32 protein-coding genes are annotated in these 24,339 nt (G+C 69.2%); 9 read left to right on the top strand and 23 right to left on the bottom strand.

Annotation, left to right across the window (positions count from 1 at the left end):
* The first annotated feature begins 140 nt into the window (after positions 1 to 140).
* Both HNR00_RS15040 and HNR00_RS15045 read left to right on the top strand, forming a co-directional pair.
* Complete coding sequence (locus HNR00_RS15040; RefSeq protein ID WP_183570692.1) at positions 141 to 1,712, top strand: integrase arm-type DNA-binding domain-containing protein; 1,572 nt, start codon at positions 141 to 143, stop codon at positions 1,710 to 1,712.
* Between the two features lie 226 nt (positions 1,713 to 1,938).
* Positions 1,939 to 2,493, top strand: a complete 555-nt coding sequence (locus tag HNR00_RS15045; protein ID WP_183570694.1) for a metallophosphoesterase — start codon at positions 1,939 to 1,941, stop codon at positions 2,491 to 2,493.
* Here the strand turns inward: HNR00_RS15045 and HNR00_RS15050 are convergent.
* The 9 genes from HNR00_RS15050 to HNR00_RS15090 form a co-directional block, all read right to left on the bottom strand.
* Entirely contained in the window at positions 2,490 to 2,780 is a 291-nt protein-coding gene (locus tag HNR00_RS15050; protein ID WP_183570696.1) for a hypothetical protein, read from the bottom strand. The genes HNR00_RS15045 and HNR00_RS15050 overlap by 4 nt on opposite strands.
* A gap of 55 nt (positions 2,781 to 2,835) precedes the next feature.
* The gene (locus tag HNR00_RS15055) at positions 2,836 to 3,258 is read right to left on the bottom strand and encodes a hypothetical protein (RefSeq protein ID WP_183570698.1); all 423 of its coding nucleotides are present in this window, start codon (positions 3,256 to 3,258) and stop codon (positions 2,836 to 2,838) included.
* Between the two features lie 178 nt (positions 3,259 to 3,436).
* Positions 3,437 to 4,120 carry a hypothetical protein gene (locus HNR00_RS15060; protein WP_183570700.1) on the bottom strand — a complete coding sequence of 228 codons (684 nt, stop codon included), beginning with the start codon at positions 4,118 to 4,120 and terminating at the stop codon, positions 3,437 to 3,439.
* Positions 4,121 to 4,194: 74 nt separating this feature from the next.
* Positions 4,195 to 4,659: a hypothetical protein gene (locus HNR00_RS15065; RefSeq protein WP_183570702.1), complete on the bottom strand. Its 465-nt coding sequence runs from the start codon at positions 4,657 to 4,659 to the stop codon at positions 4,195 to 4,197.
* A 9-nt stretch (positions 4,660 to 4,668) separates the two neighbouring features.
* Positions 4,669 to 5,100 carry a hypothetical protein gene (locus tag HNR00_RS15070; RefSeq protein ID WP_183570704.1) on the bottom strand — a complete coding sequence of 144 codons (432 nt, stop codon included), beginning with the start codon at positions 5,098 to 5,100 and terminating at the stop codon, positions 4,669 to 4,671.
* Complete coding sequence (locus tag HNR00_RS15075) at positions 5,097 to 5,411, bottom strand: hypothetical protein (protein WP_183570706.1); 315 nt, start codon at positions 5,409 to 5,411, stop codon at positions 5,097 to 5,099. The genes HNR00_RS15070 and HNR00_RS15075 overlap by 4 nt, the downstream gene beginning before the upstream one ends.
* Positions 5,408 to 5,737, bottom strand: coding sequence for a hypothetical protein (locus HNR00_RS15080; protein WP_183570708.1), 330 nt, complete (start codon positions 5,735 to 5,737; stop codon positions 5,408 to 5,410). The genes HNR00_RS15075 and HNR00_RS15080 overlap by 4 nt, the downstream gene beginning before the upstream one ends.
* Entirely contained in the window at positions 5,730 to 6,047 is a 318-nt protein-coding gene (locus HNR00_RS15085; RefSeq protein WP_183570710.1) for a hypothetical protein, read from the bottom strand. The genes HNR00_RS15080 and HNR00_RS15085 overlap by 8 nt, the downstream gene beginning before the upstream one ends.
* Entirely contained in the window at positions 6,044 to 6,511 is a 468-nt protein-coding gene (locus tag HNR00_RS15090) for a hypothetical protein (protein WP_183570712.1), read from the bottom strand. The genes HNR00_RS15085 and HNR00_RS15090 overlap by 4 nt, the downstream gene beginning before the upstream one ends.
* 486 nt (positions 6,512 to 6,997) lie before the next feature.
* On the opposite strand from HNR00_RS15090, the gene HNR00_RS15095 reads away from it, so the two are divergent.
* Together HNR00_RS15095 and HNR00_RS15100 are read left to right on the top strand one after the other, a co-directional pair.
* Entirely contained in the window at positions 6,998 to 7,414 is a 417-nt protein-coding gene (locus HNR00_RS15095; protein ID WP_183570714.1) for a hypothetical protein, read from the top strand.
* Positions 7,415 to 7,462: 48 nt separating this feature from the next.
* Positions 7,463 to 8,050 carry a hypothetical protein gene (locus HNR00_RS15100; protein ID WP_183570716.1) on the top strand — a complete coding sequence of 196 codons (588 nt, stop codon included), beginning with the start codon at positions 7,463 to 7,465 and terminating at the stop codon, positions 8,048 to 8,050.
* A 139-nt stretch (positions 8,051 to 8,189) separates the two neighbouring features.
* Here HNR00_RS15100 and HNR00_RS15105 read toward each other — a convergent pair whose 3' ends face one another.
* Positions 8,190 to 8,477, bottom strand: coding sequence for a hypothetical protein (locus HNR00_RS15105; RefSeq protein ID WP_183570718.1), 288 nt, complete (start codon positions 8,475 to 8,477; stop codon positions 8,190 to 8,192).
* A 268-nt stretch (positions 8,478 to 8,745) separates the two neighbouring features.
* Between HNR00_RS15105 and HNR00_RS15110 the strand changes: the two genes are divergently transcribed.
* Positions 8,746 to 9,195: a hypothetical protein gene (locus HNR00_RS15110; RefSeq protein WP_183570720.1), complete on the top strand. Its 450-nt coding sequence runs from the start codon at positions 8,746 to 8,748 to the stop codon at positions 9,193 to 9,195.
* Here the strand turns inward: HNR00_RS15110 and HNR00_RS15115 are convergent.
* The 6 genes from HNR00_RS15115 to HNR00_RS15140 form a co-directional block, all read right to left on the bottom strand.
* Positions 9,174 to 9,344, bottom strand: a complete 171-nt coding sequence (locus tag HNR00_RS15115) for a hypothetical protein (protein ID WP_183570722.1) — start codon at positions 9,342 to 9,344, stop codon at positions 9,174 to 9,176. The genes HNR00_RS15110 and HNR00_RS15115 overlap by 22 nt on opposite strands.
* A gap of 140 nt (positions 9,345 to 9,484) precedes the next feature.
* Positions 9,485 to 9,919: a hypothetical protein gene (locus HNR00_RS15120; RefSeq protein ID WP_183570723.1), complete on the bottom strand. Its 435-nt coding sequence runs from the start codon at positions 9,917 to 9,919 to the stop codon at positions 9,485 to 9,487.
* A gap of 81 nt (positions 9,920 to 10,000) precedes the next feature.
* Positions 10,001 to 11,974 carry a hypothetical protein gene (locus HNR00_RS15125; RefSeq protein WP_183570725.1) on the bottom strand — a complete coding sequence of 658 codons (1,974 nt, stop codon included), beginning with the start codon at positions 11,972 to 11,974 and terminating at the stop codon, positions 10,001 to 10,003.
* A gap of 576 nt (positions 11,975 to 12,550) precedes the next feature.
* The gene (gene cap2-3, locus HNR00_RS15130) at positions 12,551 to 14,797 is read right to left on the bottom strand and encodes an anti-phage 6A-MBL system cap2_3 protein (RefSeq protein WP_183570727.1); all 2,247 of its coding nucleotides are present in this window, start codon (positions 14,795 to 14,797) and stop codon (positions 12,551 to 12,553) included.
* A gap of 5 nt (positions 14,798 to 14,802) precedes the next feature.
* A complete protein-coding gene (gene mblB / locus HNR00_RS15135) occupies positions 14,803 to 15,930 on the bottom strand; it encodes an anti-phage 6A-MBL system MBL-fold protein (RefSeq protein WP_183570729.1) in 1,128 nt (375 codons plus the stop codon).
* Positions 15,931 to 15,973: 43 nt separating this feature from the next.
* Complete coding sequence (locus tag HNR00_RS15140; RefSeq protein ID WP_183570731.1) at positions 15,974 to 17,239, bottom strand: patatin-like phospholipase family protein; 1,266 nt, start codon at positions 17,237 to 17,239, stop codon at positions 15,974 to 15,976.
* Positions 17,240 to 17,387: 148 nt separating this feature from the next.
* Here HNR00_RS15140 and HNR00_RS15145 point away from each other — a divergent pair, with 148 nt between their 5' ends.
* Positions 17,388 to 17,696, top strand: coding sequence for a helix-turn-helix domain-containing protein (locus tag HNR00_RS15145; RefSeq protein WP_183570733.1), 309 nt, complete (start codon positions 17,388 to 17,390; stop codon positions 17,694 to 17,696).
* A gap of 107 nt (positions 17,697 to 17,803) precedes the next feature.
* A complete protein-coding gene (locus HNR00_RS15150) occupies positions 17,804 to 18,670 on the top strand; it encodes an ImmA/IrrE family metallo-endopeptidase (RefSeq protein ID WP_246390668.1) in 867 nt (288 codons plus the stop codon).
* Between the two features lie 144 nt (positions 18,671 to 18,814).
* Here HNR00_RS15150 and HNR00_RS15155 read toward each other — a convergent pair whose 3' ends face one another.
* From HNR00_RS15155 to HNR00_RS15185, 7 genes are all read right to left on the bottom strand, one after another.
* Complete coding sequence (locus tag HNR00_RS15155; protein ID WP_183570737.1) at positions 18,815 to 19,285, bottom strand: hypothetical protein; 471 nt, start codon at positions 19,283 to 19,285, stop codon at positions 18,815 to 18,817.
* Complete coding sequence (locus tag HNR00_RS15160; protein ID WP_183570739.1) at positions 19,267 to 19,605, bottom strand: L5-gp82 domain-containing phage-derived protein; 339 nt, start codon at positions 19,603 to 19,605, stop codon at positions 19,267 to 19,269. The genes HNR00_RS15155 and HNR00_RS15160 overlap by 19 nt, the downstream gene beginning before the upstream one ends.
* A 9-nt stretch (positions 19,606 to 19,614) precedes the next feature.
* A complete protein-coding gene (locus tag HNR00_RS25940; RefSeq protein WP_183570741.1) occupies positions 19,615 to 21,294 on the bottom strand; it encodes an AAA family ATPase in 1,680 nt (559 codons plus the stop codon).
* 36 nt (positions 21,295 to 21,330) lie between these two features.
* Positions 21,331 to 21,843 (bottom strand): hypothetical protein, encoded by a 513-nt coding sequence (locus HNR00_RS15170; protein WP_183570743.1) that lies wholly within the window; start codon positions 21,841 to 21,843, stop codon positions 21,331 to 21,333.
* 49 nt (positions 21,844 to 21,892) lie between these two features.
* Complete coding sequence (locus HNR00_RS15175) at positions 21,893 to 22,093, bottom strand: hypothetical protein (protein WP_183570745.1); 201 nt, start codon at positions 22,091 to 22,093, stop codon at positions 21,893 to 21,895.
* Positions 22,094 to 22,190: 97 nt separating this feature from the next.
* A complete protein-coding gene (locus HNR00_RS15180) occupies positions 22,191 to 22,625 on the bottom strand; it encodes a hypothetical protein (protein ID WP_183570747.1) in 435 nt (144 codons plus the stop codon).
* Between the two features lie 11 nt (positions 22,626 to 22,636).
* A complete protein-coding gene (locus HNR00_RS15185; RefSeq protein WP_183570748.1) occupies positions 22,637 to 23,338 on the bottom strand; it encodes a hypothetical protein in 702 nt (233 codons plus the stop codon).
* A gap of 167 nt (positions 23,339 to 23,505) precedes the next feature.
* Between HNR00_RS15185 and HNR00_RS15190 the strand changes: the two genes are divergently transcribed.
* Positions 23,506 to 24,120 (top strand): hypothetical protein, encoded by a 615-nt coding sequence (locus HNR00_RS15190; protein WP_183570750.1) that lies wholly within the window; start codon positions 23,506 to 23,508, stop codon positions 24,118 to 24,120.
* Between the two features lie 3 nt (positions 24,121 to 24,123).
* Positions 24,124 to 24,318: a hypothetical protein gene (locus HNR00_RS15195; protein ID WP_183570752.1), complete on the top strand. Its 195-nt coding sequence runs from the start codon at positions 24,124 to 24,126 to the stop codon at positions 24,316 to 24,318.
* Positions 24,319 to 24,339 lie beyond the last annotated feature (21 nt).

The raw sequence follows: 24,339 nt of genomic DNA on the forward strand, positions 1-24,339 counted from the left end.
AATACCAGCCCATTCCATTAACCAGCCCACTGAGAATACAGCGGAAATCCCCCTCACTGCGTAGCCAGCACCGTTGCGCACCGTTTACCCCTGAGGCTGGTATCGGGCTGGTATCACGCTGACGGGGGGACCGGCGAGGCATGGCGAAGGCGGCTGCGAAGCCCAAGGCAAAGGCGGCGTACACCCGCAAGCGCGTGGCCCTGGCGGTCGAGCACGTCGAACGCGGCGAGGACCTGATCGAGCAGGGCAAGGTGCCCGGGCGCGGAATCGAGTTCGCCGATACGCGCACCGCGGGCCTGATCCTGCGTGTCACGCCGCGCGCCTCGACGTTCATGCTCAAGACCGAGGCCGCGACCATCCGGTTGGGCGAAGCCAACAGGCTCACGGTCGAGCAGGCGCGTGACCAGGCAGCCCTCGCGAGGATCAGCCTGAAGCGCGGCCGGGACCCCCGCCGTCAGGTCGCGGCCTTCGAGGCGTCGATGGGCCAGACGGCCGACGTCGCCGCATCCGCCGAGGTCGCCGCGGCGGTCGATGACACGCCCGCGCAGACAGAGGCCGACCGTCGGGCCTACGGGCCCTGGCTCTGGCGCGACCTGATCGACGAGTTCCTAGCGGCCAAGCTCCCTAAGTTGAAGGGAACCTACAGGTCCCAGTACGAGAGCTACCTGCGCCACAAGGCGTTCGACCGAATCCGGGACCGCCTCGTCTCCGAAATCCGCATCAAGGACCTGGAGGGCGTCAGAAATTCCGTCGTTACGAGCAACACCGCCTCGGCCGCCCACCGCGTCGTCCAGCAAGGTAAGGAGGCGCTGTCCTGGGCCTGGCGCTACAACGCCGGTGTCAGCGGACTCGACGTCTACGAGTTTGAGTGGTGGCTGCGGTGGAGCATCGAATACTCCTCGGGCACGCGTGATCACGTGCCTCTGATCGAGGAGCTCGCCCGCACCCTGGCGCTCGCCGAGCGGCACCGGTCGCTCGGGCAGACGGAGCACGCGACCGGCCCCGGCACGCTCGCGATGTTGTGGCTGACCGTCCTGACGGGGCAGCGGACTTCCCAGACGTCCATCCTGCGGCACGACCGCCTCTACCCCCTCGACGGCATGCCGGGGTGGCTAAGCGCAAATTGGTCCGGGTCCGAGATGAAGGGCGGCAAGAGCGGCTCCCGACCCCACGCCCTGCCGCTGCCCCCGCAGGCGCTCGCGGTGCTGAAGCGGATCCTGGCCGAGCTCGACGAGCCGTCCCCATGGGCGTGCCCGTCCTCCCGCGGCGACGGCCATGCCAACCAGTCCGCGGTCAACAAACTGCTCTGGCGCCTGGAGGGCTTGGACAACAACGGCGATCCTAAGCCCGGCAGGGCGAACTTGCTCGCGCTGCACGGAATCGAACCGTGGACGCCGCACGATGCCCGGCGCACGCTCGGCTCGTTCCTCGGCGACCGCCGGCTCGGCGGCGCGGCGAGCGCCATCCTCTCCCATAAGGAGGGCAAGGGGGAGAGCGAGAAGGAGCGGACCGCCGCGGTCACGCGGCTCCACTACGACCGGGGCCAGCGCATGGCCCTGAAAGCGGAGGGGATGGAGCTTTGGGTCGCCGCGGTCGTCGAGGCCTACGAGCGAGAGCGCGCCGCGCTGGCCCTGCTCCCGATGCCGGCGCCCCCGCCCCGGACGAAGCGCCGGCCGCGGGTGAAACCGCCCGGGATCAAAGCGGACGCCTGATCCCGCTCAGGATCACTCGCCTATCGCGGCAAGGGACCGGTAACCATCCGCCCAGGGATAACTCGGCGGGGCGGCCGCGCCGCCTTGCCGGGGGAATCCCGAGCTGCGATCCCGGACCAACACCGACGGAGACGACCCGTGAAACGAATAGCGCGCCCCCTCACCGAGAGACCCAATCCCGGGGCGTGACCGCGCGGCGGCAGCCCCCAGACCGGAGGCTGCCTTCATGACCAAGACCCTCTTCACCGCCGACCTGCACCTGAATCACGCCGCGGTCATCTCGATGTGCGGGCGGCCCTTCGCCGACGTCCGCGAGATGAACGAGGCGCTCATCCACGCCTGGAACTCGCGCGTCCGCCGCGGCGACACGGTCTGGTTCCTCGGCGACTTCGCCATGAAGGCCTCGCCCGAGGAGTGCGCGGCCTTCTTCGGACGCCTGAACGGGATCAAGCATCTCGTGCGCGGCAACCACGACGCTAAGCGCGTGCTCGACCTGCCGTGGGCCAGCCAGCACGACCTCGTCCAGACCACGGTGGACGGCGTCAGGCTGGTGCTTTGTCACTATGCCATGCGGTCCTTCCCGGGCGTCTGGCGCGGCAGCCTCCACCTGTTCGGGCACACGCACGCCACGCTGCCGCCGACCCGGCAGTCCTGCGACGTCGGCGTCGACGCGTGGGCGTACCGGCCCGTCACGCTCGACGAGATCCGGGACCGGCTCGCCGGCGTCGATGAGGAGCCCGAGGAGATCCGGCTCGCCTGTACCCTGGATGACGAGGGCTAGTCCTCGTCATCCTCCGGGTAGTAGCGGACCCAACGCTGGGTGAGGATGTCGAAGATGAAGCTGGAGGGACCCTCCGGCTTGTACTTGCCCCGCATGCACCAACGCTCGTCAGGGTCACGCCCCCGCACGTGGCGCACGATGAGGATGGCGCGGCCGCCGTCGAAAAGCTGGACGTCGACGGCAAAGCCGCGGTGGTCCAGCGTACGGGCCCGCGATACGTGCGTGATCGGACAAGGCACCGACCTGAAGCGTATGTGGCAATACTGCCGCAGGCGCTCGATGGCCATGTCGGTCTTCACCGGGACAGGCCGGGGGTTCAGGCGGGACTTACGGCGGGAGCGCTTAGCCACGGGCCGACTCCCTCGCGCGCCGTTCGGCCCTGAGCCGTTCGTCGAAGGCGTCGGCGTCGGTGATCCCGGTCGCGAGCTCGAAAAGGCGCCTCAGGCGGTCCTGGCGCGCCTCGTCCCAGGCGCTCGCGATGAGCGTCAGGTATCCCCAGTCGATCCCGTCCATCGTCTCGTCGAGGAGGCGAGCGCGGCCCATCCATTCAAGCTGGAGGCGGATGTGGCGGTCTTCGACGGGCACGCCTTCGACGCAGCGCGCCCGCATGACGTGGATGCCGAACGGGTCGAGCGCCTCGTAAGCCTCGTCGTGCTCGTCACCGTTGTTGGCGGCGGCCATGAAGCGCCGGAGTGTCTCTCGGTCCGTCTCCGTCATCTGTGCGAAGACGACGTCCCCAATCGGGGACCGGTCGTGTTCCCTCATGCCAAAACTCCCACGCGGGGCGGTCGCCCCATGCGCAGGATGAAAGGCTTCAAGCATTGGGAAGTCCAGGGGGCGCGGGCGGCTCTCCCAAGACTCGTTGCGTCCATCATTAACGCCACATCAGGGCGTCCCGGTCAACCGATGACAGATGAATAGCGGTAATACGGTTAACAAGTAGTTAACTCGCCAGGGCGATGTGCTCGTCGTACTCGGCTAGGAACTCGCTCGCGCCCCCGTCCCCGGCGATGACGTGGAGGTACGCCGAGATCTCGCTGTGGCGCGTCTCGTTCTCGCGGCCCATCAGGTGCTCGCGCAGGATGAGGTGTCGCTCGCCCGGCGGTATGGTCCGGCGGGTCCAGTGGTCGGTCTGCGGCGTCGAGGCCCGCGCAACGTGGCGGGAGATCTCGTGCTCCATCGCCTCGTCGAAGGGCTTCATGGCCAAGATCTCGGCGTTCGTCATCGTGGCGGCGCGCTCCTCCAGCCACGCGACGTCGCCTTCGTCGTACGACCCCTCGCGAATCCGCGCCACGATGCGGGCGCGGCGCCGGGCCTCGCGCTCTGCCTCGGGCATGGCCTTCTCGAAGACGACGACGGCCATCATGCCGAGGGCGGATTCAATTGCGTCCTCGTCGTCGTAGGGGCCGCCGCAAGTCGCCGCGGCGTAGAGAACACGGTGGCGGGAGGCGTAGCGGTCCACCGCCTCGGCGACGACCTCGAAGGCGGCGGCCGGCGCCAGGCCGCCGAGGTCGAGGCGCAGGCCCCACGCCGCCGCCCTGGCGCTGTGGTCCCCGGCGGCCAGGGCGCGCAGCCACTGCTCGAAGTGCTGGCCTGCGCCGTCACGAAGCTCGTCGAAATACGTCATGGTCCGCTCGCGGAAACCGGGGTTGCGGGGGAATCGGGGCTGCGCCCCTGTCGCCGGGCGCGTCGACGGAGGCGTCAGGTCCGGCGGCGGCCCGCCAAGCCCCACCAGTAGGCCTCCTCGACGGCGAGGCGCTCGACGAGGTCCTGGGCCTGCGCGGTCCAAGGGTGGTCCCGCCGGAGATGGGGGCGGAGTCGGGCCTGGAGGCTGGCAAGCCCGCTCGCGCGCATGCCGGCGAAGCGCTCGATGTCGAACCTCCCGACGGGCTGCCCGAGCTCGTCGACGAGGGCCCGTCCGCGGGCGAGGCGCTCCGTCGCGACGAGGACGGCCTGCTCGATGGCGAGGTCGCGCGGGTCCTCAGTGATGTGGGCCCGGCCGCCGGGGGGCGCGGGGATGCGGTCCGGGTAGAGCCGCGACGGCGCGAGACGCAGGCCGTGCACGTAGAACTCGGACGTCGGGTACGGAAATCCGCGCGGGGGCGGTGCGACGGCCTGGGGCGTGGCGGGCGCCGGGGATTCGGGGACGAGGCTGAGGTGCGTCATGGCGAGCTCCTAGAAGAAGGCGAGTTGGATGGGGGCGTTCGGGCGCGCCGGCGGCGAGGCCCTGCGGCGTGTCGGCTTGACCGGTTCAGCGGGCAGCCGTCCGAGGTAGGCGTCGATCTCGGACGGCGTGACCGTCCGGACCGTTCCACGGATTGCCTTGAACATCGCAGCGCGCGGGGAATTAGGCCCGCCGCCCATCCGCCGCTGGAAGCCGGCGATCTGCGTGTGGATGTCGAGGGTCTCGCTCAGGGGGAACGGCCATAGGGCGGGCGCCACGTCGCCGTCGGGCATCGGGCCGGTGGCAAGGACGTAGCCGCCGACGCGGAAGCCGGCGATGATGGAGGCCGCAGCCTCGGTGCGCTCGTCCCCGTTCGCGTCACGCTCGGCAACGAATGCCGTGCGGGTCTCGCGCCCGCACTCCGCGATGACGACGGCGCTCACGCGGCGGCTCCGTGATCGAGGACCTCGCGGACGGCGGCGAGGGCGTCCGTCAGCCCGGCCGGGCTATCGAGGCCAAGCTGCTGGGCCCACTCCTTCACGAGCTCCGGATCGCCCGCGGCGTCCCGGAGCGCCAGGATACCGTCGAGACCGGCGAGGGCCGCGTAGGCCGCCTGGCCGTCGCGGGGGACGATGACGAATCCCGCGCGGTCGAGGCGGGCCAGCGTGTCACGGGCGACTTGCATGGCGGGGCGACCGCCGGAAGCGGCGACTTCGCCCGCGATGGCGTGGATGGCCTTTGTCGTGTCGGTCATGGCGTTGTCCTTGGGTTAAGGCGGGGGAGACGGGCGCCGCGCACCGGCGGCGGGGCCGGTTCAGGCGATGGCTCCGGGGGCGCCGGAACGCGCTTCGCCTCATGCTCGGCCAGCGCCTCGGCGAGCTCGCCCACGGCCATGCGGGCGGCGAAAAGGAGCTCGCCCTCGATGCGGCGCAGCTTGCCGTCCAGCATGCGGTCGCCCTTGGCCTCTATGGAGGCGGCCCGGCAAGCGGCCATGACGAGGGCGAGACGGCGCCGGGTTTCGACGGCGTCGATGCTGTAGAGTTGGTCGACGAAGATCGAGCGTCCGAGAGGCCTAGACATCGTCGCCCTCCTCGGGGAATCGATGCGCGTCGAGGAGGTCGCCATGCACGTCTCCGGCGTGGAGCGCGGCGACGATGGCGATGGCGCGGGGATCGTCGTCGCCGAGCAGGCCGGGGCCGTCGTCGTCGTCCATGAATTCGAGCGTGACGGGGCCGAGGGGGTGGAACGCGAACCGGGGCTGCGGGCGGCCGCGCTCGTCGTCCTCGCCCGGCACGATGTCGTATGTGACGTCGACCGTGCCGACGTAGCGGACGCCGTCGATGTCGAGGTCGAACTCGTGGACGGTCTGGTACTGGTCGAAGATGCTCATGCCGCGACCTTCGCCGCCCGGGCCTTGGCCATGCTGTCGATGCGCTGGCGCTGGCGTTCCTCGGCCGAGAGCGTCGGCATCTCGGTGACGCCGCGCTCGCGCAGGAGGCGGTAGACCGTCGTCGACCGGAGACCATGGCGCATGGCGGCCCGATGGACGCCCTCGCGCATGGCCGTCGCGACGATGACCTCCTCCTGCGCGACGGTCGTCTTGCGGCGGGCGTTGCGGACGGGGACCTCGCCGGCCCGGGCGCGCAGGACGCGGCGACCGTCGGCCGCCATCCGCTCGATTGCCCAGCGTCCGAGCCAGGACCACCTTTCCGTGCAGGCCTCCCAGCCGTGGGAATCCCAAAGTCGGGCGACGGTCTCGACGGACGGGCGGATGCGGCAGGCGGCGTCGATCTCGGAGACGGCGGTGGTACCGACTTCGTCGAGGTTCGCGCGGGTGCGGACTGGGCGGCTCATGAGAACACCCTTTCCGCCCTGACCAGGACGACACCGTCGGCGTCGCAGAGCTCCACGGATTCGGGCTCGCGAGGCACGTAGCGAATGTCCCGCTGGAGCCCGAGGGGCCGCAGCACGGAATCGCCCGGGGCGCGACGGCCGAGCAGCACGTCCGAGACGTATTGAGGCGTCACGCCGGCGCTATCGGCCCATCTGGATTGACCGCCGGCTTCTTTACATGCCGCCCGCAGACGCGAGACGACGTCAGTCTCTCTCAGTGCCCGTACCACCCGCCGCTCCCGAATTAGCTTGTACGCGGATAAAGGTAGACCGGAAACCGTCGATTACAAGAACTATTTCAAAGTTGACGCCAGGACAACTTATCAAATGAATTTCTGGTATCATAAAGACACCAGAAAATGCCATGGCGCCGCACCATCAATACGGTCTTTCATCTTGCTGGGACGAGTGGCACGATACCCATGCCAGCGGATTTCAGGAGCCGACATGACCCAGACCGGACTTTGGAGCGTGAGGATGGACGGGGGTGTTTTCGGACGCCTCCGCCGTCGCGAGCGCCTCGAATCCCTGCCGCCCGAGGGGACCGTGATCGACCGCAAGACGGGCCACGCCATCGTTCGGGGCGGCGTCCTCGTCGCCCTATCGGAGAGCGAGGCCGAGGACCTCGTGGACCCGGCCGGGGCCGCCGAGCGCCGCTATCGGGCTGCCGTCGTCGCGGCGGGGTGGCCCGACCGGCTCAAGCGCATCACCGCCGAGCCCGGGCACGACTGGCAGGCCGACGGGACCTACCCGACGGACGATGCCGGGCTCGCCCATGTCTACTGCGAGCGCATCGCCGGCCGGCACGTATGGGTACGCAACGTGACCTACCCCGAGGCCGTCAGCCTCGGCATCACGCCCTAGTCGATTTCCACCCCACCCCGCAGCATCCCCATAGACAGGAGACACCCCATGCGCCGCTTCCTCGCCGCCTTCGCCCGCTCCCTTGCAGCAGCCCTCGCCGCCATGCCCCGTATGGTCTTCGAGGGCGGAAAATGGGTCGCCCGGACCTTTTTCCCGGGCCGGCCCCAGGAGGAGGCCATGGCCGAGCAGGAGCTCGTCGAGGAGCTCATGCGCCCCCGCGAGCTCCCCAAGGCCGACACCGGCTACGACAGCCCCGATGAGGCCTGGGGCCGCGCCGCCGGCGACTTCCTCATCCCTTGCGGCGAGTCTCTCCACCGCCCCGAGGCGATCCTGGACGAGCGCGCGATGGCGTATCTGGATTCGCTCAACGTCATGGAGCGGGCGGCGATCTTGGCCTACGACGCCAAGTTCATCGGGCAGCACCTGATGGGCGAGCGCAAGCTGAAGGGCCTGCCGCCGGTCCCGACGGCGGCGCAGTGGACCGACGCCGAGAAGGCCCGCCTCGCCGCCCTGGCCGCACCCGTCCGCCAGGGCCTCGCGGAGATGCAGACCAAGATCGACAACGTCGCCGCGATCATGCGTTCGCAGGGCTACGAGCCGGTCTACGAGCCCGCGTTCCGCCCCCGGGCCGCCTGACGCCCGAATCCCCCGCCGAACGACGAAGGCCGCCCTGGTGAGGGGCGGCCTTATTTATTTTCACGGAGGGGGCCTCCGGCGCGCCGGAGGCCCTGGATGTTTGCTGCGGCATGCCGAATCGACACGCGCTGAGCACGTCTTAGCCCCGCGCGCGCTGGGCCGCCGCGAGGGCGAGGAGGCGCTGCGTCCGGAGCCGACGGTCGGCCTCGGCGCGGACGGCCTGCGCACGGATGGTCGCCATCTCCTCCGCCATGACGCGGTCGTAGACGAGCCGGGCGGTGCGCGCCCTGATCGCGTTCGCGGCCGCACGGTCTGCCTGGCGCACGGCACGGTCCCGGGCGAGGGCCCCGCCGAGGCCCAGGGCCATACCCTGCATGGCGCCGTCGAAGGAGCCGACGACCTGAGAAGCGGTGGTGTGGTAGGCCATCGGGGCGTCTCCTGCAGCGGGTGTGTCCAGGAGATCGCAGCTCTCGAATCCGGCCTCAAGAGTCCCCCACCGGAAGGCTGTGAACGGGGTGAACAAAGCCCTGGCCCCAGGGGTAAACATGCCCCTGAGATCTCACCGTCTCCTGGCGAATGCGATCCCGTTACTCCGTCGTACGGCACGCTCCCACGCCTCGGGCGCACGTCGCAGAGCCTCGGCGTACGTCACGCCGGGAATGGCGGGATGCAGGGCGCGGCCCCACGTTGAGGGCATGTTCAAGGTCAACGTCACCGTCGACACCAGCCAGTTCTCCCGCGAGGTCGACGCCATGGTGGCGGAGGACCTCGTCCCCTACCTGGCGAACGTGGTCGACCAACTCGCCGACGGCGCCATCGCCGCCCTGGTGGAGGCGCAGGCGGCGATCATCGACCGCCCCAAGCCCTTCACGCAAGCCGGCTGGCGGAAGGGCAAGCCGAAGCCCGGCCCGGGCGGCTCGGTCGTCACCGACGTGCACCTGCTGCCCATCCAGCCCGGCACGCCGCCCGCCTCGGTGTCCGGGAAGGACAGGTCGAGGCGGGGCACGTCGGGGATGGCCAGTGGGGTCAAGCCCGGCGTCGTGATGGCGGCGATGGCCTGCGGCCGCCACGCCGCGACGGCGCCGGGGAGCGCATCGATGGAGGACGTGGCGACCGGCATGGATCAGCCCTCGGTGGGCTCGTAGTCGTCCGCCTCTTCCATGACGACGATCTTGGCGGGCATGTCCGCGATGGAGGCGGCGGCAACGCGGCGAGCGGCTTCCTCGCGCGTAAGCGGATTCATGAGGTGCGGGTCGTTGACGTAATCGTATGTGTGGAGCGTGACGCTGGTCATGGGTGCCTCGATGCGTGGACGGGCGCCCGCCTCACGATGGAGGCGGGGAGCCCGATACGCCACGCAGGCTCCCCTGGCAGGCTGCCAGGACCGCCATGATGGCGGCCTGAGGCGACCCTGCTGGGACCGCGTGCATCCCGCTATTCCCGCGTCGGGGCCGGGGGCTGGGCGGGGCGCAGGAGCTTCCGGTTGAGGGCCGCGCTGGCGTGCTGCCGGTCCCATCCGTGCTCCTCGACGAGGGCCTGCATGGCGACGCCGAGGATCGGCTCGACGCGCACGGCGATCTTGTCGAGGGACTCGCCATCACGCATGCGCTCGTAGACCTTGCGCTGGCGGAGGATGGACCTCAGTCCCTGCACGATGGCGGCATCAAGCTCGTGGGCGCGCTTGGCCTTGTCCCTGGCGCGCTGGGCGCGCCCGCGGGCCTTCGCCTGGGAGACGGTCAGGCGGGTCGCGGGGGACGGCGCCCGGGGCGCGTCCTCGGGCACGTCGTCGACGTCGACATGCTCGAAGCCGAGGAGCTCATCGGCGAAGGCGGTGGCCCAGGCGGCCCGGTCGGCGGATGCGTCGGTCATGGGAGCATCCTGCAGACCAGCGTCGCATGGCACCAGAAACAAAGAAGCCCGCCGGCGCGAACGCAGCAGCGGGCTTCCCTCTTACCGTGGTGCGGTTCGAGCCTCGCAGGAGGAGGCCTGAATGTAGCCCGCCGCGACGCGAGGAACAACATGCCATCCCACGGGGCGCGCCTCGGGGGACAGGTGCGCCCACGGGTCTCGACCGGCCGCCATCTCCTGCATGGCGTAGGGGCGGCGCAGGCCACCGGCCACCATCACGACCTCGCCGTCGAGGGTCATGGTGCAAGGCAGCGGGTCGAGGTCGTGCCAGGCGGTGTCGGACACGAGGATGGGCTCCAGGGCGTCGAGGACGAGGTTGAGGGTGGCAGGGGTGTGAGGTTCAGGAGAACAGCCCGAGACGGCCCAGGGGACGGCAAGGACGGGCAGAACAGGCGAGGCGGTGCGAGGTTCCGAGGAGGGAAGAACGGCAAGCCCACGCCCATCCCAGGGCGAGGTGCGAGGTTCCGAAGGAGAGGCGACGGACCGGGACGAAGTATGGGTTTCAAGACCCCGGATACCCACCAAGGCAGGGGGATCCGCCAAGGCGCAGGAAAGCCCGCGAGCCGGGGTAATCCCACCAGGGCAGGGAAGACCCGTCAGGGCCGAGGTATCCTCCCCAGGGCCGGGGATACGCCCCGGGACCGGGGTATCCAAGACCGGCGCAGGGACGACCACCGGGGCGAGGGTATCCTCGGGCTTCGCCAAGGGGTTTCCCGGGCAAGGGCTCTCATTTGTGGGAACGACTACCCCCGAAACCCTTGTCAGACCTGAATAAAGCTCGACGCGGGTTTGGTCGAGAACGGCCTCCATGTGAGCCTTCACGACACCCTCGTTCGACCGGCCGACCATGAAGGAATCGTGCACCGGGAGGACCGAGACGCCGTCCTTCCGGCACCGCTTCATGACCTGGAGACACATCCTGGAATCGACGCCCATGAGCCGGATGCCGGCGTCGGAGCCGATGTGGCGGGCGATGGGGCGGTTGCGCTCGATCAGGGCCTCGATGAGGGCACCGGTCTGCCGCCGCCCGTGCTTCCACTTAGGAGTGCCGTCGTCAGCCTCCTCCTCGCGCTTCGCCAGCAGAGCCTCGACGGCGTCCCGGCGGGTCGGGGCGTTGATGGCGACGTTGAGGGCCAACTTGCCGTCGGACCTCGACCAGCGCCGTAGGTCGGCCACGTAGGGGTCGTGGGCCAGCGCGATGCCCTCCATCGCATATAGAAGCGTCGGGTGCAGGGCGCTGAAGTCGGGCTCAATGATGAGCTCGTTGTTGATCATGAGCTCCCGGCGCCGGGCCTTGGGCAGGTTCTGCCACCAGCCGTAGAGGCGCCCGTTATGGTCGAAGCGCTCGCGGCTGAAGATGCGCACGACCATGGGGTCCGTAGGGACGACGGTCGCCCAGGTCACCTTGCCGCTCGGGCGGACCTTCCGGGCACGCCAGGCGTAGGGGCCGCGCTCCAAGTCGGCCGGATCAGCCTCAGGGTCGACGCCCACGCGGATGCTGCGCAGGGCCTCGTTGACGGCCTCGGTCTCGCGCACGATGCGACGGGCGCGCTCGGTGTCGGGGATGTCGAGGAAGGAGCCGTCCTCGCGCCGGATGACGACGGGGACCTTGGGGCCGACGTGGCGGATGGGCATGTCGCCCACGAGCTCGACGAGTTTGTCCGAGGCCCAGAAGGCCGACTGCATCGGCGTCTTCTTCAGGTGGGCGCCGGGCTCGGCCTTGGCGTGCCAGATCTTGCCCGTGCCTTCGAGGGAGTCGATCAGGCCGCACACCAGGCGGCGGCTGTATGCCATGCCGGTGTAGCGGGGGGCCGCGGCGTACCAGTCGTTTCGGCGGCTGTAGGAGATGCGGCGGTTGGCGCCGAGGCGCTCGACCACGGCGCCGGCGATGATGCTGGCCTTTGCCAGGTCCTCGCCGCGGCGCGTCGAGCGGTAGACGCCGGCCCGGTCGAGGATGCCGAGGTCGGTCTGCCAGTGGCAGTCCAAGGGGCGGTCGTCGCCCTGCGAAAATGACATGTGGGGTTCCAGCCTGCGAAGCCTCGCGACCGCCGAGGCACCACACCCGGCTCGCGAACCCCGCTAAGGTCCGCGCGTCGCAGGCTTTTTAGAAGAGGCCTCGAAGGCCCTGCGCAGGGGGCTCGGGCGCCCCTTCCCCTGACCCTAGGGGCCGGGGTCTAGCCGACCCGAGACGGCGCAGCGAATAGGCCTGCGCGGCGGCTTTGCGGAGTGACCTAGAATCCTTCGGTCGCGATCATCGACCCGCCAGCGGCCTTCCCCGGGCCTCCGAGGTTCCACGGGTGCGACGCCATGCCGCGATTTTAGCATCATCGATAGGCCATCCGGTCCTCCGAGCGGCTCCGCGACTCACGGCAGCGGGCGCTGCGCCAACACGATCACGCTCCCGCGCCAACCCCCGCTCCTGCGGTTACCCTCTTTCGAGGTACCCTGCCTCTAGCACCGGCGCAGACCTACGATTCGTGTTCCATCGGTGAGGCTTAGGGCATGTTCCAAGGCGACCTCGCGCTCGAGGTCTGGGAATTCCCGGATGACTACCCGAGGGCGCACAGGATACGCGAGGCTTGCCGTGATCCCTCATCCGACCTTTTCGGCCAGCACCACGTTCAGCCCGTCGTCGCCGAGGATCAGCGACAGCCCGGGCAGGCTGTCCAAGGCGGTGTCGATGGCCGTGTGACAGAGTTGGACGATGTCGGTGGGACTCGGGTCCACGGGATATCGGGAGGGGTGCGAATGCCACTCCCCGACGTACCGGACCATGTCCATGACCCTGGCCATCTTGCCGGTCACGTCGTCGGAAAGGCCCTCGATGCCCCTCTCGAACGCGGCCGGCGTCCCCCTGCTGTCGGGCGGAGGCGGCAAGGATTCGACGATATGGATCTTCCGCGCCGAGCCATCGACCACGCCGATGACGGAGCCGCCGGTCTCGGCAGGTAGGGCGCCCTCCCGCATGCCGACCATCGCGGACCGCACCTCGGCGTCGATGGTGATCTCCCATCCGACGAGGCGGTGGCGCTCGACAGGGGCGACGACCGGCGCCGTGACGGACACGCCGCCATCCGCGGCGAGGGTCCAGATGCCGATTGAGGGGCCGGGGGCATCCAGGGCCCGCGCGAGGCCCATGGCGGCCAGCGACGACAGAAGGGCGACGCGAGTTTCCGGGACGCGGTTCGTCACCGCCCGACAAGCCCCCGTGTAAGCGTATCTCTCGCCCGTGGCCGTAAGGTGTCGCTCCAGCGTGGGGATCAGCAGCACGGACCGATAATACTGGGCCTCAAGGTCGCGCAGCGTGATCGAGCGATCCTCGGGCTCGACGAGGACCACCGCGGCTTCGGCGGAGGGATTGAAGAAGATGCTTGCACGACGGCCCGGCACGGCGAGGTCGGAGAGATGTCGGCTCGCCGCGACCGAGGCCGAGGCGTCGATGACGACCGCAGCCTGCGCGAGCGCATCGCCGAGGTCGTCGGCGTGGGGCCCGGGACGGAGGACGTTGCAGCCGATGACCCTCGTGACCGGGCCGGCTGCCGTGGGCTGGAAGACGGCGTTCAGGTGATGACCGAGCGCGGCCGCCTTCACTTGCCCGACCTGCATGGCCCCCAGCGTGTGACGTGCCAAGTTGTGGGGCAGCAGCCGGTCGTCGTCGACGATGCACCACTCGTATCGTCCCTCCCGGACGAGGCATTCGGCGACGTGGGAGCCAATGGCGCCTGCCCCGACCATGACCACCTTCCGCGCGTCCTCCGCCTGCCGGCCTCCCAAGGTGGCGGCCAACCCCGCGTCGAACGCACGATGGACCTGCGCCATCTCCACGACGCATCCGGCCAACTGCGTGCCGTCGACGTCGCGTGACGGGATCGCACGGACGAAACCGGATGCCGCGTTCGCATCCTGGTCCGGGAGCAGGACGCCGAGGGCGACCCCGACCTCGCCGACCGTCTTCTGCGTGATGAAGACCCGGAGGTCGATCAGTCCCGGACGGTCGCCGTTCGGAGCGACGACCGGCATCGCGACGATCAGGGCCAGCGCCCCGTTGAGGCGCGCCCGGTCCTTCGCCTCCGACCCGGCCCAACGCCTCACACGTTCCTGGAGGTCGGGGATGATCGAGACGCCGCGGTCAGCAAGCACCGCAGCGAGCGCTGCCAGATCGCGCGGGGCCCGCCGCATTCGGGTCATCCGCTCCGGGGGCACGGTATAGGCCACCGGGATGATGCGGCCCGCGTCCGCGCTCCTCGGCATGGAATCGATAGGCAAAACCATCAGGACGTCGGGATCGTCATCGCTGGTTCTGAAACCGACGAGCTCCACGTCGTCCGTCCCGGACAGGACGGAGGTCGGCACGACGAGCTTCAGGGGAGAGAGCCCGAAGAAGGGGTCCACGGGTTGGTGGGGGTCGTGCAATTCGCCTCGGGCGGCACGCCGGAACCAGAGGTGGACGCGCTGCAGCAGTTCCGCCGGGGACCAGGTCAGGCGCGCCTCGTCCCAGGGACGGTCGTCGATGCACATGGCGGAGGGAAAGCCTTCCGGCACCAGATGTTGATGCTCCGTGTCCGGAAAGTCCTCCCGAAGCATCACCACGAAGGGCATGGCCTCCTCGGCGCCAAGGGCGATGCCGATCCTCTCGATCCTTTCGATGGGTACGACGGGCCGCTGCGGCACCCCGGTCGCGATATCGACGAGGAGCATCTCCGGGCCGGCGGGATGTCGGCGCGCCTCGACCACGCTGGCGATGTCCGGGGCCGTGCGCATGTAGGCGTCGATGGCCCTCGCCTGCCTCGCAACCAAGTCGCCGACGGAGATGACGGCCCACTCGTCGATCCAGGCCATGGCGCTCAACCCTGGCGGGCGGGCTTGGAGGTGGCGGCGGTCGCGACGGTCGGGGCCGCAAGCACCAGGCCGATGCCGTAGCGGTCGATCTCGAAGCGCAGGAGCTTCGGTGGGTTTGCGGTCTGGTCCATGGTCACCATGAACGTCCCCAGCTTGTCGCCGACGACGCGGCGATGGTGGTTGGCCGCCTGGCGGTGGGGCGGCTGGGTGGACTTGTCCTCAGGCGATCCGGGGAGCGGGATGGGCTTGCTCGGCGACACGATGGTGCAGCGGTTCCGCCCCTGGGTCTCGAAGAGCCATTTCACCTCGGGGACCGCCACGGTCTCGGTCAAACCGCGATCCGGCCCGAGGGACAGGTACGAGCAGTGGTGGAACAGCTTCAGCAGGTCCCAACGCAGGCGGTCGTCGTTTCCGTAGCCGCGTGTGATGTTCACGATCTCGGCCAGGACCGTATGGTCGACGTCCGAGCCGAACAACGCATACGATTCCTCCCCGCCGTCCACGAAGACGGCCTGGAAGACGATGCTGTCGCCGTTGCGGTCGTGGACCACGGTCTCGTCCTGTCGCCAGGCGAAGGGGCTGTGGACGAAGAATTCCACAGCCTCGGGGCCGTCCTTGGCGAAGCCGGGGACGAGCTTGCCGGCGTCGACGAACAGGTGCCTCCGGCTTTCGAAGTCCATGCCTTCCGCTTCCATCCACGACTTGAGGCGGTCGGCGCGGGAGAAAATGCGGATACCCTTCTTCTCGCGGAGGCGATGGCGCGCTTCCTGTCGGATGAGGCGGGCATCGCCGTCGAGGTTGGTTTCCGTCAGCGCACAGGCGGGCACCCAGAGCTCGTCGATCTCGACGCGGCCCTCCCCCTGGTATGCGGTCGAATGCCGGAGCCAGAAGAACTCGCCCATGCGCTGGCAATGGTCGTCGTCGAGATGCGTGAAGCAGACCACGTCGAAGTGGTTCCGCCCCGCCCTGCGGAGCACCGCCCTCAACTCCTTGGCGAGGTCGCAGCGCTTCTCGTACGGATCGTCCGGATTGTGCTGGTTCCCGAAGTCGATGAGCAGCAACTGCTTGTTCGCGAGCTCAAGCAAGGTGCTGTCGGCGTTTCCGAGCGGATAGAAGGTCGCGTAGGCGGTCATCTCGGCGTCTCCTTTTCCATAGAATTCGGGGCGTGCATTCCGTCTAGGAGCGCCAGTGAATGGTCCTCGGGAACAGGTCGGCCGAATGCGTCGTGAGGACCGTGTCGGCCACCTCGAAGCCGTGCCGAGCGATGCGTTCGAACGCGGCCGGCGTCATGGCCTTGAGGTCCGTGGGGTGGCCGAGTGCCGCGCGGACCTCGGCGTCGTTCAGGAAGGCGTCGTACTCGCGCTCGTCGCGCGAGCGTCCTTTCTTGATGTCGACGTCCCGGATCGACACGCCCATCTTAAAGAGGGCGCCGGCGACGACCTTCGCGTCGACGTCCCTCATGAACATCCTGGACCTGAGGGCCCGGATCTGGTCGCTCGCGATGTCGAAGAGTCGGGGACCGGCAAGGCGTCCCCTGAAGATGGCCAACGGGGAGGCCGAGCCGTACGCCGGGACCGGACCGGAAGCGTCGCTGCAGATGACGAACGCCGCCGGGTCCGGCGCCATTCCGGGCTTGTAGATCGCCTCCAGTCCCAGGTTCTCGTAGACGCCCCCGTCCCAAAGCCCGATCCTGTCCGCGTCGGGTTGGGTCCGCTTCTGCGGCTTGCGCGTGGCGGGATCGGTCTGGAACCAGCCCTCCTTGGGCAGGTCGATCCAAAGGGCGCCCAGGACGTAGGGGACAGCTGCCGATGCCGCGACCGCATCCGCCAATCGGATGTCGGGAGCGTAATGGCGCCCGAACACCCAGTCCCCCATTTCCCTCGCTGAGAACCTCCAGCACTTGCCGCTGTGGAGCGACGTCGTGTTGATGAACCAGGCGGGCTTCTCCGGCAGGTCCCGCACGCGGCCGGAGACGCCCCAGCGCTCGACCAGGAGATCCGCGAGCACGCTGGCCCGGTGCGTCAGTATCCTTCGCCCGAAACGGAGCAGACCTCGCCATCCGACCGCGCGGAACGTGAAGAGGTCGACGGTCGTCAGAAGTTCGCGGAGGGCCGGGTATGTTCGTTCGAGGTAGGCTGCCGAGCCGGGCCACGCATGTTCGTTGAACGACATGAGGGCCGAAACGAGCAGGCTTCCGCCGGATACGGTCGAAACGTGCGTGACCCTTTCCAGAAGGCCCTCCTCGGCAAGGCGTTTCAGCACCCCCGCATGGAAGGCCGCGGCGCGTATGCCTCCGCCGGAGAGCGCCAAGCGAATCGGCAGCACGGGTGGTTGGCCGGCCGACGTCGCGTCCGCGACGGTCGTGGCCGGCGGTTCCGTTCCATGCTCCCGGGACGTCGGGTCGGCTTCGCAGCCAGGCTTCGGGCCGTTCTCCGGCTGCATCGCGTGCTCCGGCTACGCCACCGTGGTAGCGAACCATAAAGTATGTCTACACCGAACATGCGTGTCGTTGTAGCGCTTTGCAAGGCCCGGATGTTAGTCTACGCCGAACTTTTTGGTTCGACCGGTTCGTGAGGGGAGGCAGGCCGCGGTGGCGACGTTCGGCGAGAAGATCAAGGAGTTGAGGAAGAAGGCAGGTCTGACGCTCGACCAGCTCGCCGAGATGACCGGCTCCAGCAAGTCGTACGTCTGGGAGGTGGAGAACAAGAATCCGCCGAGGCCATCGGCCGAGAAGATCGACCGGATCGCCAAGGCGCTCGGCGTCACCGCCGATTACCTGATGGACGCCGAGGCCGACTTGGCGACCGCGGAGGACGAGGCGTTCTTCCGGAAGTACAGAGGCCTCGACCCGGACGTGAAGGATCAGATCCGCCGGATCACCGAGACCTTCAGAAAATAGTTGTCCCGCAACGCCCGCGGCCGTTGCCCCGAGGTTGCTTGGCTGCGAGCCTGGACCGTCAGTGATTCAGGTTCCGGTCAATGCCAGACACATCCGAGATGACGCCGATGAGGTGGGCCAACCGGCTCACCCAAATGCTCGACGCTGTGAAGGGGGTCGACCGTTACCCGGTCGACGTCGAGGAGCTGATCCTCGAATATTCCCGGGTCATCTCGCCGGACGACCCGGTACTTGAGATCGTCAGCCGGCCCCTGAGGGGGTTCGAGGGCGCGCTGGTGCCGGTGCGTGAGGAACCCTGCGGTTGGCTCGTCGTCAGCAACTCCACCGCATCGCCGGGCCGGCGCCGGTTCACGGTCGCGCACGAGGTTGCGCACTACCTGCTCCACCGCGACCGCATTCCGCCCCAGGGCATCTACTGCAAGGAGGAAGACGTCAGCCGCCGTGCCGGTAAGGACATCGAAAAGGAGGCGGACAGCTTCGCCGCTGCGCTCCTTATGCCCCTTCACGACCTGCGACGACAGATCGATCCCAGTGCCAAGCCTACCCTGGCCGATCTCGGCGCGCTGGCCGAGCGGTACGGCGTGTCGCTGACGGCGGCGACGCTGAGGTGGCTCGAAGTCACCGAGCGCCGGTCGCTTATGGTCGTCTCGACGGAGGGGTATGCTCTCTGGGCAAGGTCGAGCGAGCCGGCGTTCAAGTCCGGACGTTTCATCAGGACGTCGGGTGCCCCGCATGAGATCCCCGCCGGCGCCGGTGCGTCGCGGCCCGATCTGGCGGAAGCCTGTAGGGCTGGCATCAGCCACCCCTCCGGGATTTGGTTCGACGAGGAGGTCGAGGAGTACACGGTGCATGCGACCGCCATCGAGCAGGCCATCACCATACTGCATCTCGGCGAGGGACGGCCCCGTCGGAGCGTCGTGGAGGAGCGTGAACCTGATGTGGTGGACAGGTTCGAGGCGAACAGCCGGGCCTGAGTCAATGATGCACTGCCTCGACCTCACCGGCGGCCGGTTGCCCATCAGTCGACATTCGTATCGCGGCGAGAATCGGTGACCGCTTCTTCACGCCCCAGGGCCATGATGCCCCGAACGGTTTCGGGGCGGCGGTCATGGTGCGTTTCAGTCGCCCGAGGATAGGTCTCCCCGGCCCGAGGCGCAGCGCGGGTCTGTGAACTGGCTCGTCAGGTCGAGCCTGTCCCCATCACCCGGCGCCTGGTCGATGCCCCCGCCGGTCCGGGGCGAGCCGTCGGAGAAGACCCAGTTGCCCGCGATGACCGGCATGCGGCCGCGCCCCATCGTGCCCTTTCCGACGATGACCTGCGTCTCCCGGCCGGTGCGCGTCGAGACCACGCTACACGTCACCGTGACGGACCACGAACCCGGGCGCCCATCCGGCACCGCGTCGACCCGCGTCAGCCGCTCCTGCCCCCGGCCCGCGGGCGCCCTGACCGCATAGAGCCACCGGTCGCCGGTCCTCGGGAACGCGGACCCGGGGCCATCGTCCGGGAGGTAGGGCGCGGGATTCGCGTTCTGCGCGGCGGCCGGGGCGGCGGCGAGCACCAGGGCGAGAGCTACAGCACGGCCCAGCATGATCTATCCTCCAGGAAGTGAACGAGGGAAGCGCGAAGGACGGTGGTGCCGTCGTCCAAGGTGAAGGCGGCCGCCTCGAACGGGTCGAACGACACCCGCACGGCAGCGGGGTACCGCGGCGCCTCGATGGGGACGCCCCGGGCGTATGCGCAGACTGCCCTTTGGCCGAGGCGCTGCACACGGGCGACGGCGGCGGGATGGACGATGAAGACCACGTCCATGAGGGCGATGGCGGGGACGTGCCGGGACACACGGCCGCCCTCGCGGACGGACCACGCTCGCGGCTGCAGGCGCCGGTTGAGGTAGACGTCGACGAGCATGGCGGCCCCTCACATGCGCGTCGCGAGGGCGTCGCGCGCGGCGACGATTAAGTCGACGAGCTGACGCAGCGTCCGCACGGAACCGTCGCGCCAGTGCGCGGCGAGGACGGCTTCCTCCTCGGGGTCGGGGCCCGGGAGCCACGCGTCGTCGAGGCCGCGCTCGGCCCGGATATCGGCCATGATCCCCCGCGTCAGGGCCGGGAGCGAGGCCAGCGTGCGAGGCCCCATCTCGAGCACGCGGAACCGCGAGAGCAGCGCCGCGTCGAGGCCGGAGCGCGAGTTCGCCGTCGCGATGTAGCTGACGCCAGAGAGGTCGACCGGGCATTCCAGATAGGGATCCTGGAATGCCTTTGCGGTCTCCCGCTCGGTCATGGCCAAAATTCCGTCGGTCAATAGGCCGTTGTCGCGGCGCGTCCCGGCGCGGGAGAGCTCGTCGAGGACGACGAGGACGCTCGCCGCATCCGCGCGCCGGATAGCCTGGAGGGGCACGCAGGCCCGGCCCGTGCTCCACTGTCGCGACGTGCCGATGAAGCTCGAATCCGAGACGCCCGCGCAACCGTAGACGGTGACCGCCAGTCCGAGGACCTCGCCGAGGCGACGGGCGAACCGGGACTTGCCGGTGCCCGGGGGTCCCAAAAGGAGAATCGGAGGGAGCGAGACGTACGACCTGGTCGCGAGCGGTCCGAGGATGGCGTCAACGATGGCGACGTCGTCCGGAAACTCGGCGGCAAGCGTTGCCCGCGCCGCGGCGAGGTCCGGGACGCGGATGAGGCGGAGCCGCCGGCCGGCGACGGGCGCCCACTCCGAGCGCGGCGTCGAGCCGGTGTGAGCGCCCGGCTTGCCCTCGCCCGCCTTGGCGAGCCCCGGCAAATGTTCCACGCTGGCGAGCACCATCAGCGACGGCCCGGTCTCCACGACCGCCGCGGGTGCCTTGGCCTTGGCGCGGTCCTCGGCGGCCATCTCGCGGGCGGCCGAATCCCACGCCGTCTCCGGCTGCGGCGCGCCCCGGGACGCTTGGGCGAGGAGGCGGCCGCCGCGGTCGAGGGCCAAGGCGAGCCGTCCGAGGCTGCCCTGCCCGGGGCGCCAGTGCAGGGGGTCGACGTCCTCCGTCAGGCCCACGGCGACGCGGACGTAGCGGTGCCCGTCAGCCAGCCCCAGCAGATCCGGCATGAGGGCGCGAATGAAGGTGCGGGCGGGCTCGTGGCCGACTTCCCATGCGCATAGCGCCAGAACGCCAGCGAGGAGCCGCAGGTGCTGCGTGACCGCCTCATCCTCGAACGACCCGTCATCAGTGAAGTCGGCGACGATGTTGGCCTCGCGCAGCCACTCGGCGACGGTGTCGAACGCGGCCGCGATCTGGACGGAAAGGGTCTGCTCGGCCTCGCGCTTCTCGCGGTAGGACACGGACCCGTATTCGTCGAAAGCGAGCTTGAGCGACCTATAGACGCCGACGATGCGCACGTCCTCGCGAAAGGCGTTGGCAGTCTGGAGGGACGGAGTCGTCCGGCCGTAGCGTGCCGTCAGCAACAGGGCGGCGGGGGCGTGGGGGAATCCGCCGCGCTTAGGCGGCAGGGCGGCGCCGGAGAGATAACGCTCGATGGCGCAGGCGAGCGCGCCCGCATCGGGGGTGCTGGTCATGGTCTGGTATCCCGTTGGGTGTCCAGCGCGCCGATGAAAACCGGAGCGCACGTGCCTCCACCATAGGGCGGAGGCGTTAAGGTTTCGTTACGTGACTTTGCTGCTCGGGTGTCGGGGCGCCTTTCCGCGCTCCGTGCTGACGTAGCGGATCATGTCGACGGCATCGTCGAGGATCTGGGTCGCGAGCCGCTGCATCGACTCCCTCTCGCGGGCCTCCTCTCTGTCCGCCGATGTCCGCAGGCCGACAAGGCTCAGGAGGATGAAGCCCAGGCTGCGGGGGTGCCGGTGGGCTGCGGCCCGGCCGACGAGGGCGAGGACCCACGGGGCCAGTCCGTAGCGGAGGATGCGGTCGTGCGTGACGGTGCGTCGGTTTATCCCCGTCACGCGCGAGAGGTCGCCGTTCCATTCGCCGCCGAATACTTTGGTGGCATAGTAGTCCATGGCATCGGCCAGGGGCTCCGCGATGGCGGCGTGCGTCGTCGCCTCCGTCCCGATGTAGGGCGTCCTGTCGACGTAGGAGAGCGGCTGCCCGTCGGCGGTCCCGACGCACAGGGCGCCGGGGACGGGGGACTCGATGCCGGGGATGAGCTCGATGCGCACGTCAGGTCCTCGTCGGTGGACCGGGGCCGTAGGCCCCGGCAGGTTTGCTTCAGCGGTCCTTGCCCTCGTAGCGGTCGAGGAACGCTGCGGCATCCGCGAGGCTGTGGCAGGGGATGACTCGGCCGCCCCAATGGATGGTCCAGGGGGCGACGGTGCCGTCCTCGAACGTCGAGAAGGCCCCGGCGGTGCGCTTGGATAGGTCGGCGCCGTAGCGGGCGAAGCGGCGCTCAAGGTTCTTGCGGTTCGACATGTTGGTCTCCCGAGTGGCCGGTGCCCCGGGCCGGCGGTGAAGGGGGCATCCCGCAAGGGGAGCGAGCTCGGGGGCCGGGGCCCGTGGGCCCCGGGTGTCAGACTGCCGGGGGCAGCAGGTGGCCGCCCATGCGGGCCAGCCGGGACAGGCAGCGGGGGCACGTCGCCGCGTCGGGCAGTTCGTTCGACCAGCCAACCGACCGGGCCGCCCCGTAGGTCGCCCCGCAAAGGCCGAGGTTGGCGTCCTCTGGCACGATGTGGACGAGGCTTCCCTTGCCTCCCTCGGCGCCGTTGGCGAGGCGCCCGAGGAGGCGCTGCGCTTGGCCATGGCGCCCGTCGTCGAGGTCGTAGCGCGGCACCGAAGCGAGGTGATCGGCGCGAACGCGGGCGGAATCCTCGGAACGGGTGCGGGCCTTGACGTCGCGCTGGGCCTCCATGGCCGCGAGGTCCTCGACGCGGAGCGGCTCACGTCCGTCGGTCTTGCGGGCGGCGTTCAAGCCGCCGAGGAAGAAGGCGGTGAGGTTGTTGTGCATGGCGCCCTCCCTCAAGCCGCGATGTCGGTGTGGTGCCAGAGGTCCTGGTAGGCCTCCTCGTACCTGTCGGTCGCCTCGTCGTAGTCGGCCTCGGCGCGCTCTTCGTTCGTCCATGCGATGCCGGCGTCGCCTTCCATATCGCCGGAGACGATGGCCATGCGCTCCCGGCGGGCCGCGATGAAGTCGGCCCGTGCCTCATCTCGCTCCCGCTCCAGTTCGGCGAGGCGCGCGGTCAGGCGGGCTTCCTCGGTCTCGGGTGCGGGCTGCTGGACGGTCGGCTCGGGCTCCAGTCCGAGGAATTGCAGCGCATCGGCGAGGAGCTCGGCCGGGTCGTCGTACTCGTCGGCGTTCACGAGGACGCTTCCGATGAGGCGCTCGCCGTCGGGGTCCCGGGCGTAGATCTGGAGGTCGTGCAGCGCGTCGGTCTCGCGAGTGCAGAGCATGACGTGGCGGGCATGCTCGGTGCGGCGCGTCTCGTGCCTCACGGGCGGGAGCGCGGCGATGTAGTCGACTAGGTCGATCTGCACGGGCGTCACCGGCGCGGCGAGCTTCGCCGGCGCCAGGGCGGCCTTGGCGGTGGCCCAAGCACCGCGCATGGCGGCGCCAATGAAAGAGCGGACGCCCTCTGCGGCTTCGGCTGCGGCCTTGCGGGCGCGGCCCCATGCGTCGCGGAGTATGGCGGAACGGTCGTAACGGATGGCGGCAGTGGCCATGATCTGGTTCCCTTCGGGCTTCCAGCAGTTCGGTGAAAACCGACCTCGCATGGCGCAGAAGAGTAGACATCGTTAATGCCCTGTCAAGCTCCCATCCGACGCCCCCGTAGGTTCCTCGCATCGCGAATCCGTACGCTGGTCCCAGTGGCGGATTCGCGGGGACGGACATGGACGCGCATTACCCGGACGACAGGTTCATCAGGGAGGTGCTCGACGAGGACGAGCGCCAGATCGGGCAGCGGACCAAGCAGGTCTTCTCGCTCTCCCTCGACAAGGCCAAGGGCATCATCGTCGTCGTCAGGAACGACGGCTGGCACGCAGCCTACGAATGTCGACCGCTGACGCCTCTCACGCCGGTTCGCGGCATGTGGGCCGATGCAGTGCTCCCGCTGTCGCAGGACGAAATCAACCGCCGCTGGTTTCTTCAGGCGGCCGGTCGGATCGTCGAAGCGGTCGTGCTTGGGCAGGAGGCTGAGCGGCTGGGCGTTGCTCCCGAGGACATGTGGAAGGTCATCGCGACGCTGGATGGCGGCGTTACCGTCCGGCTGCCTGATACCAACGCCGGCTATGGCGCAGCGGGCATGCTGTCGTTCTACAACGGCGACGACGTCGAGCTCAGCATCCTTGGGCGTTCGTTCGGGAGACAGCCCGACCCGGCGATCTTGAAGATAGTCTGGAACGTCTATCAGCTCGGCCTCTCGAACGGCATGCAGCGGGGAATCGAGGAGGGCCGCCGCGGCCTGAAGCGCGACCTCGCCGACCTCCTGAGCGAGGCGGCCTGAGCCATGAAGCAGGCCACCATCGACCAGATCGCCCTCGGGGCGGCTCGGTGCGCGGAGGAAATCATCGTCGAGGAGCACCCCGGCGGGGCGGCCCAGCGGCAAGCCAAGCTCCAGGCCATGTTCGCCGAGTGGATCGAGCATGCCGTCAACCGGGAGGTTCGGAACGCCCGGCGCCGGGTCGAACGGTGGCGGGCATGAGCGACCTCATTACCAACGAAG

Origin of the sequence: Methylorubrum rhodinum, from assembly GCF_014199935.1 — a bacterium.
GTDB lineage: Bacteria > Pseudomonadota > Alphaproteobacteria > Rhizobiales > Beijerinckiaceae > Methylobacterium > Methylobacterium rhodinum.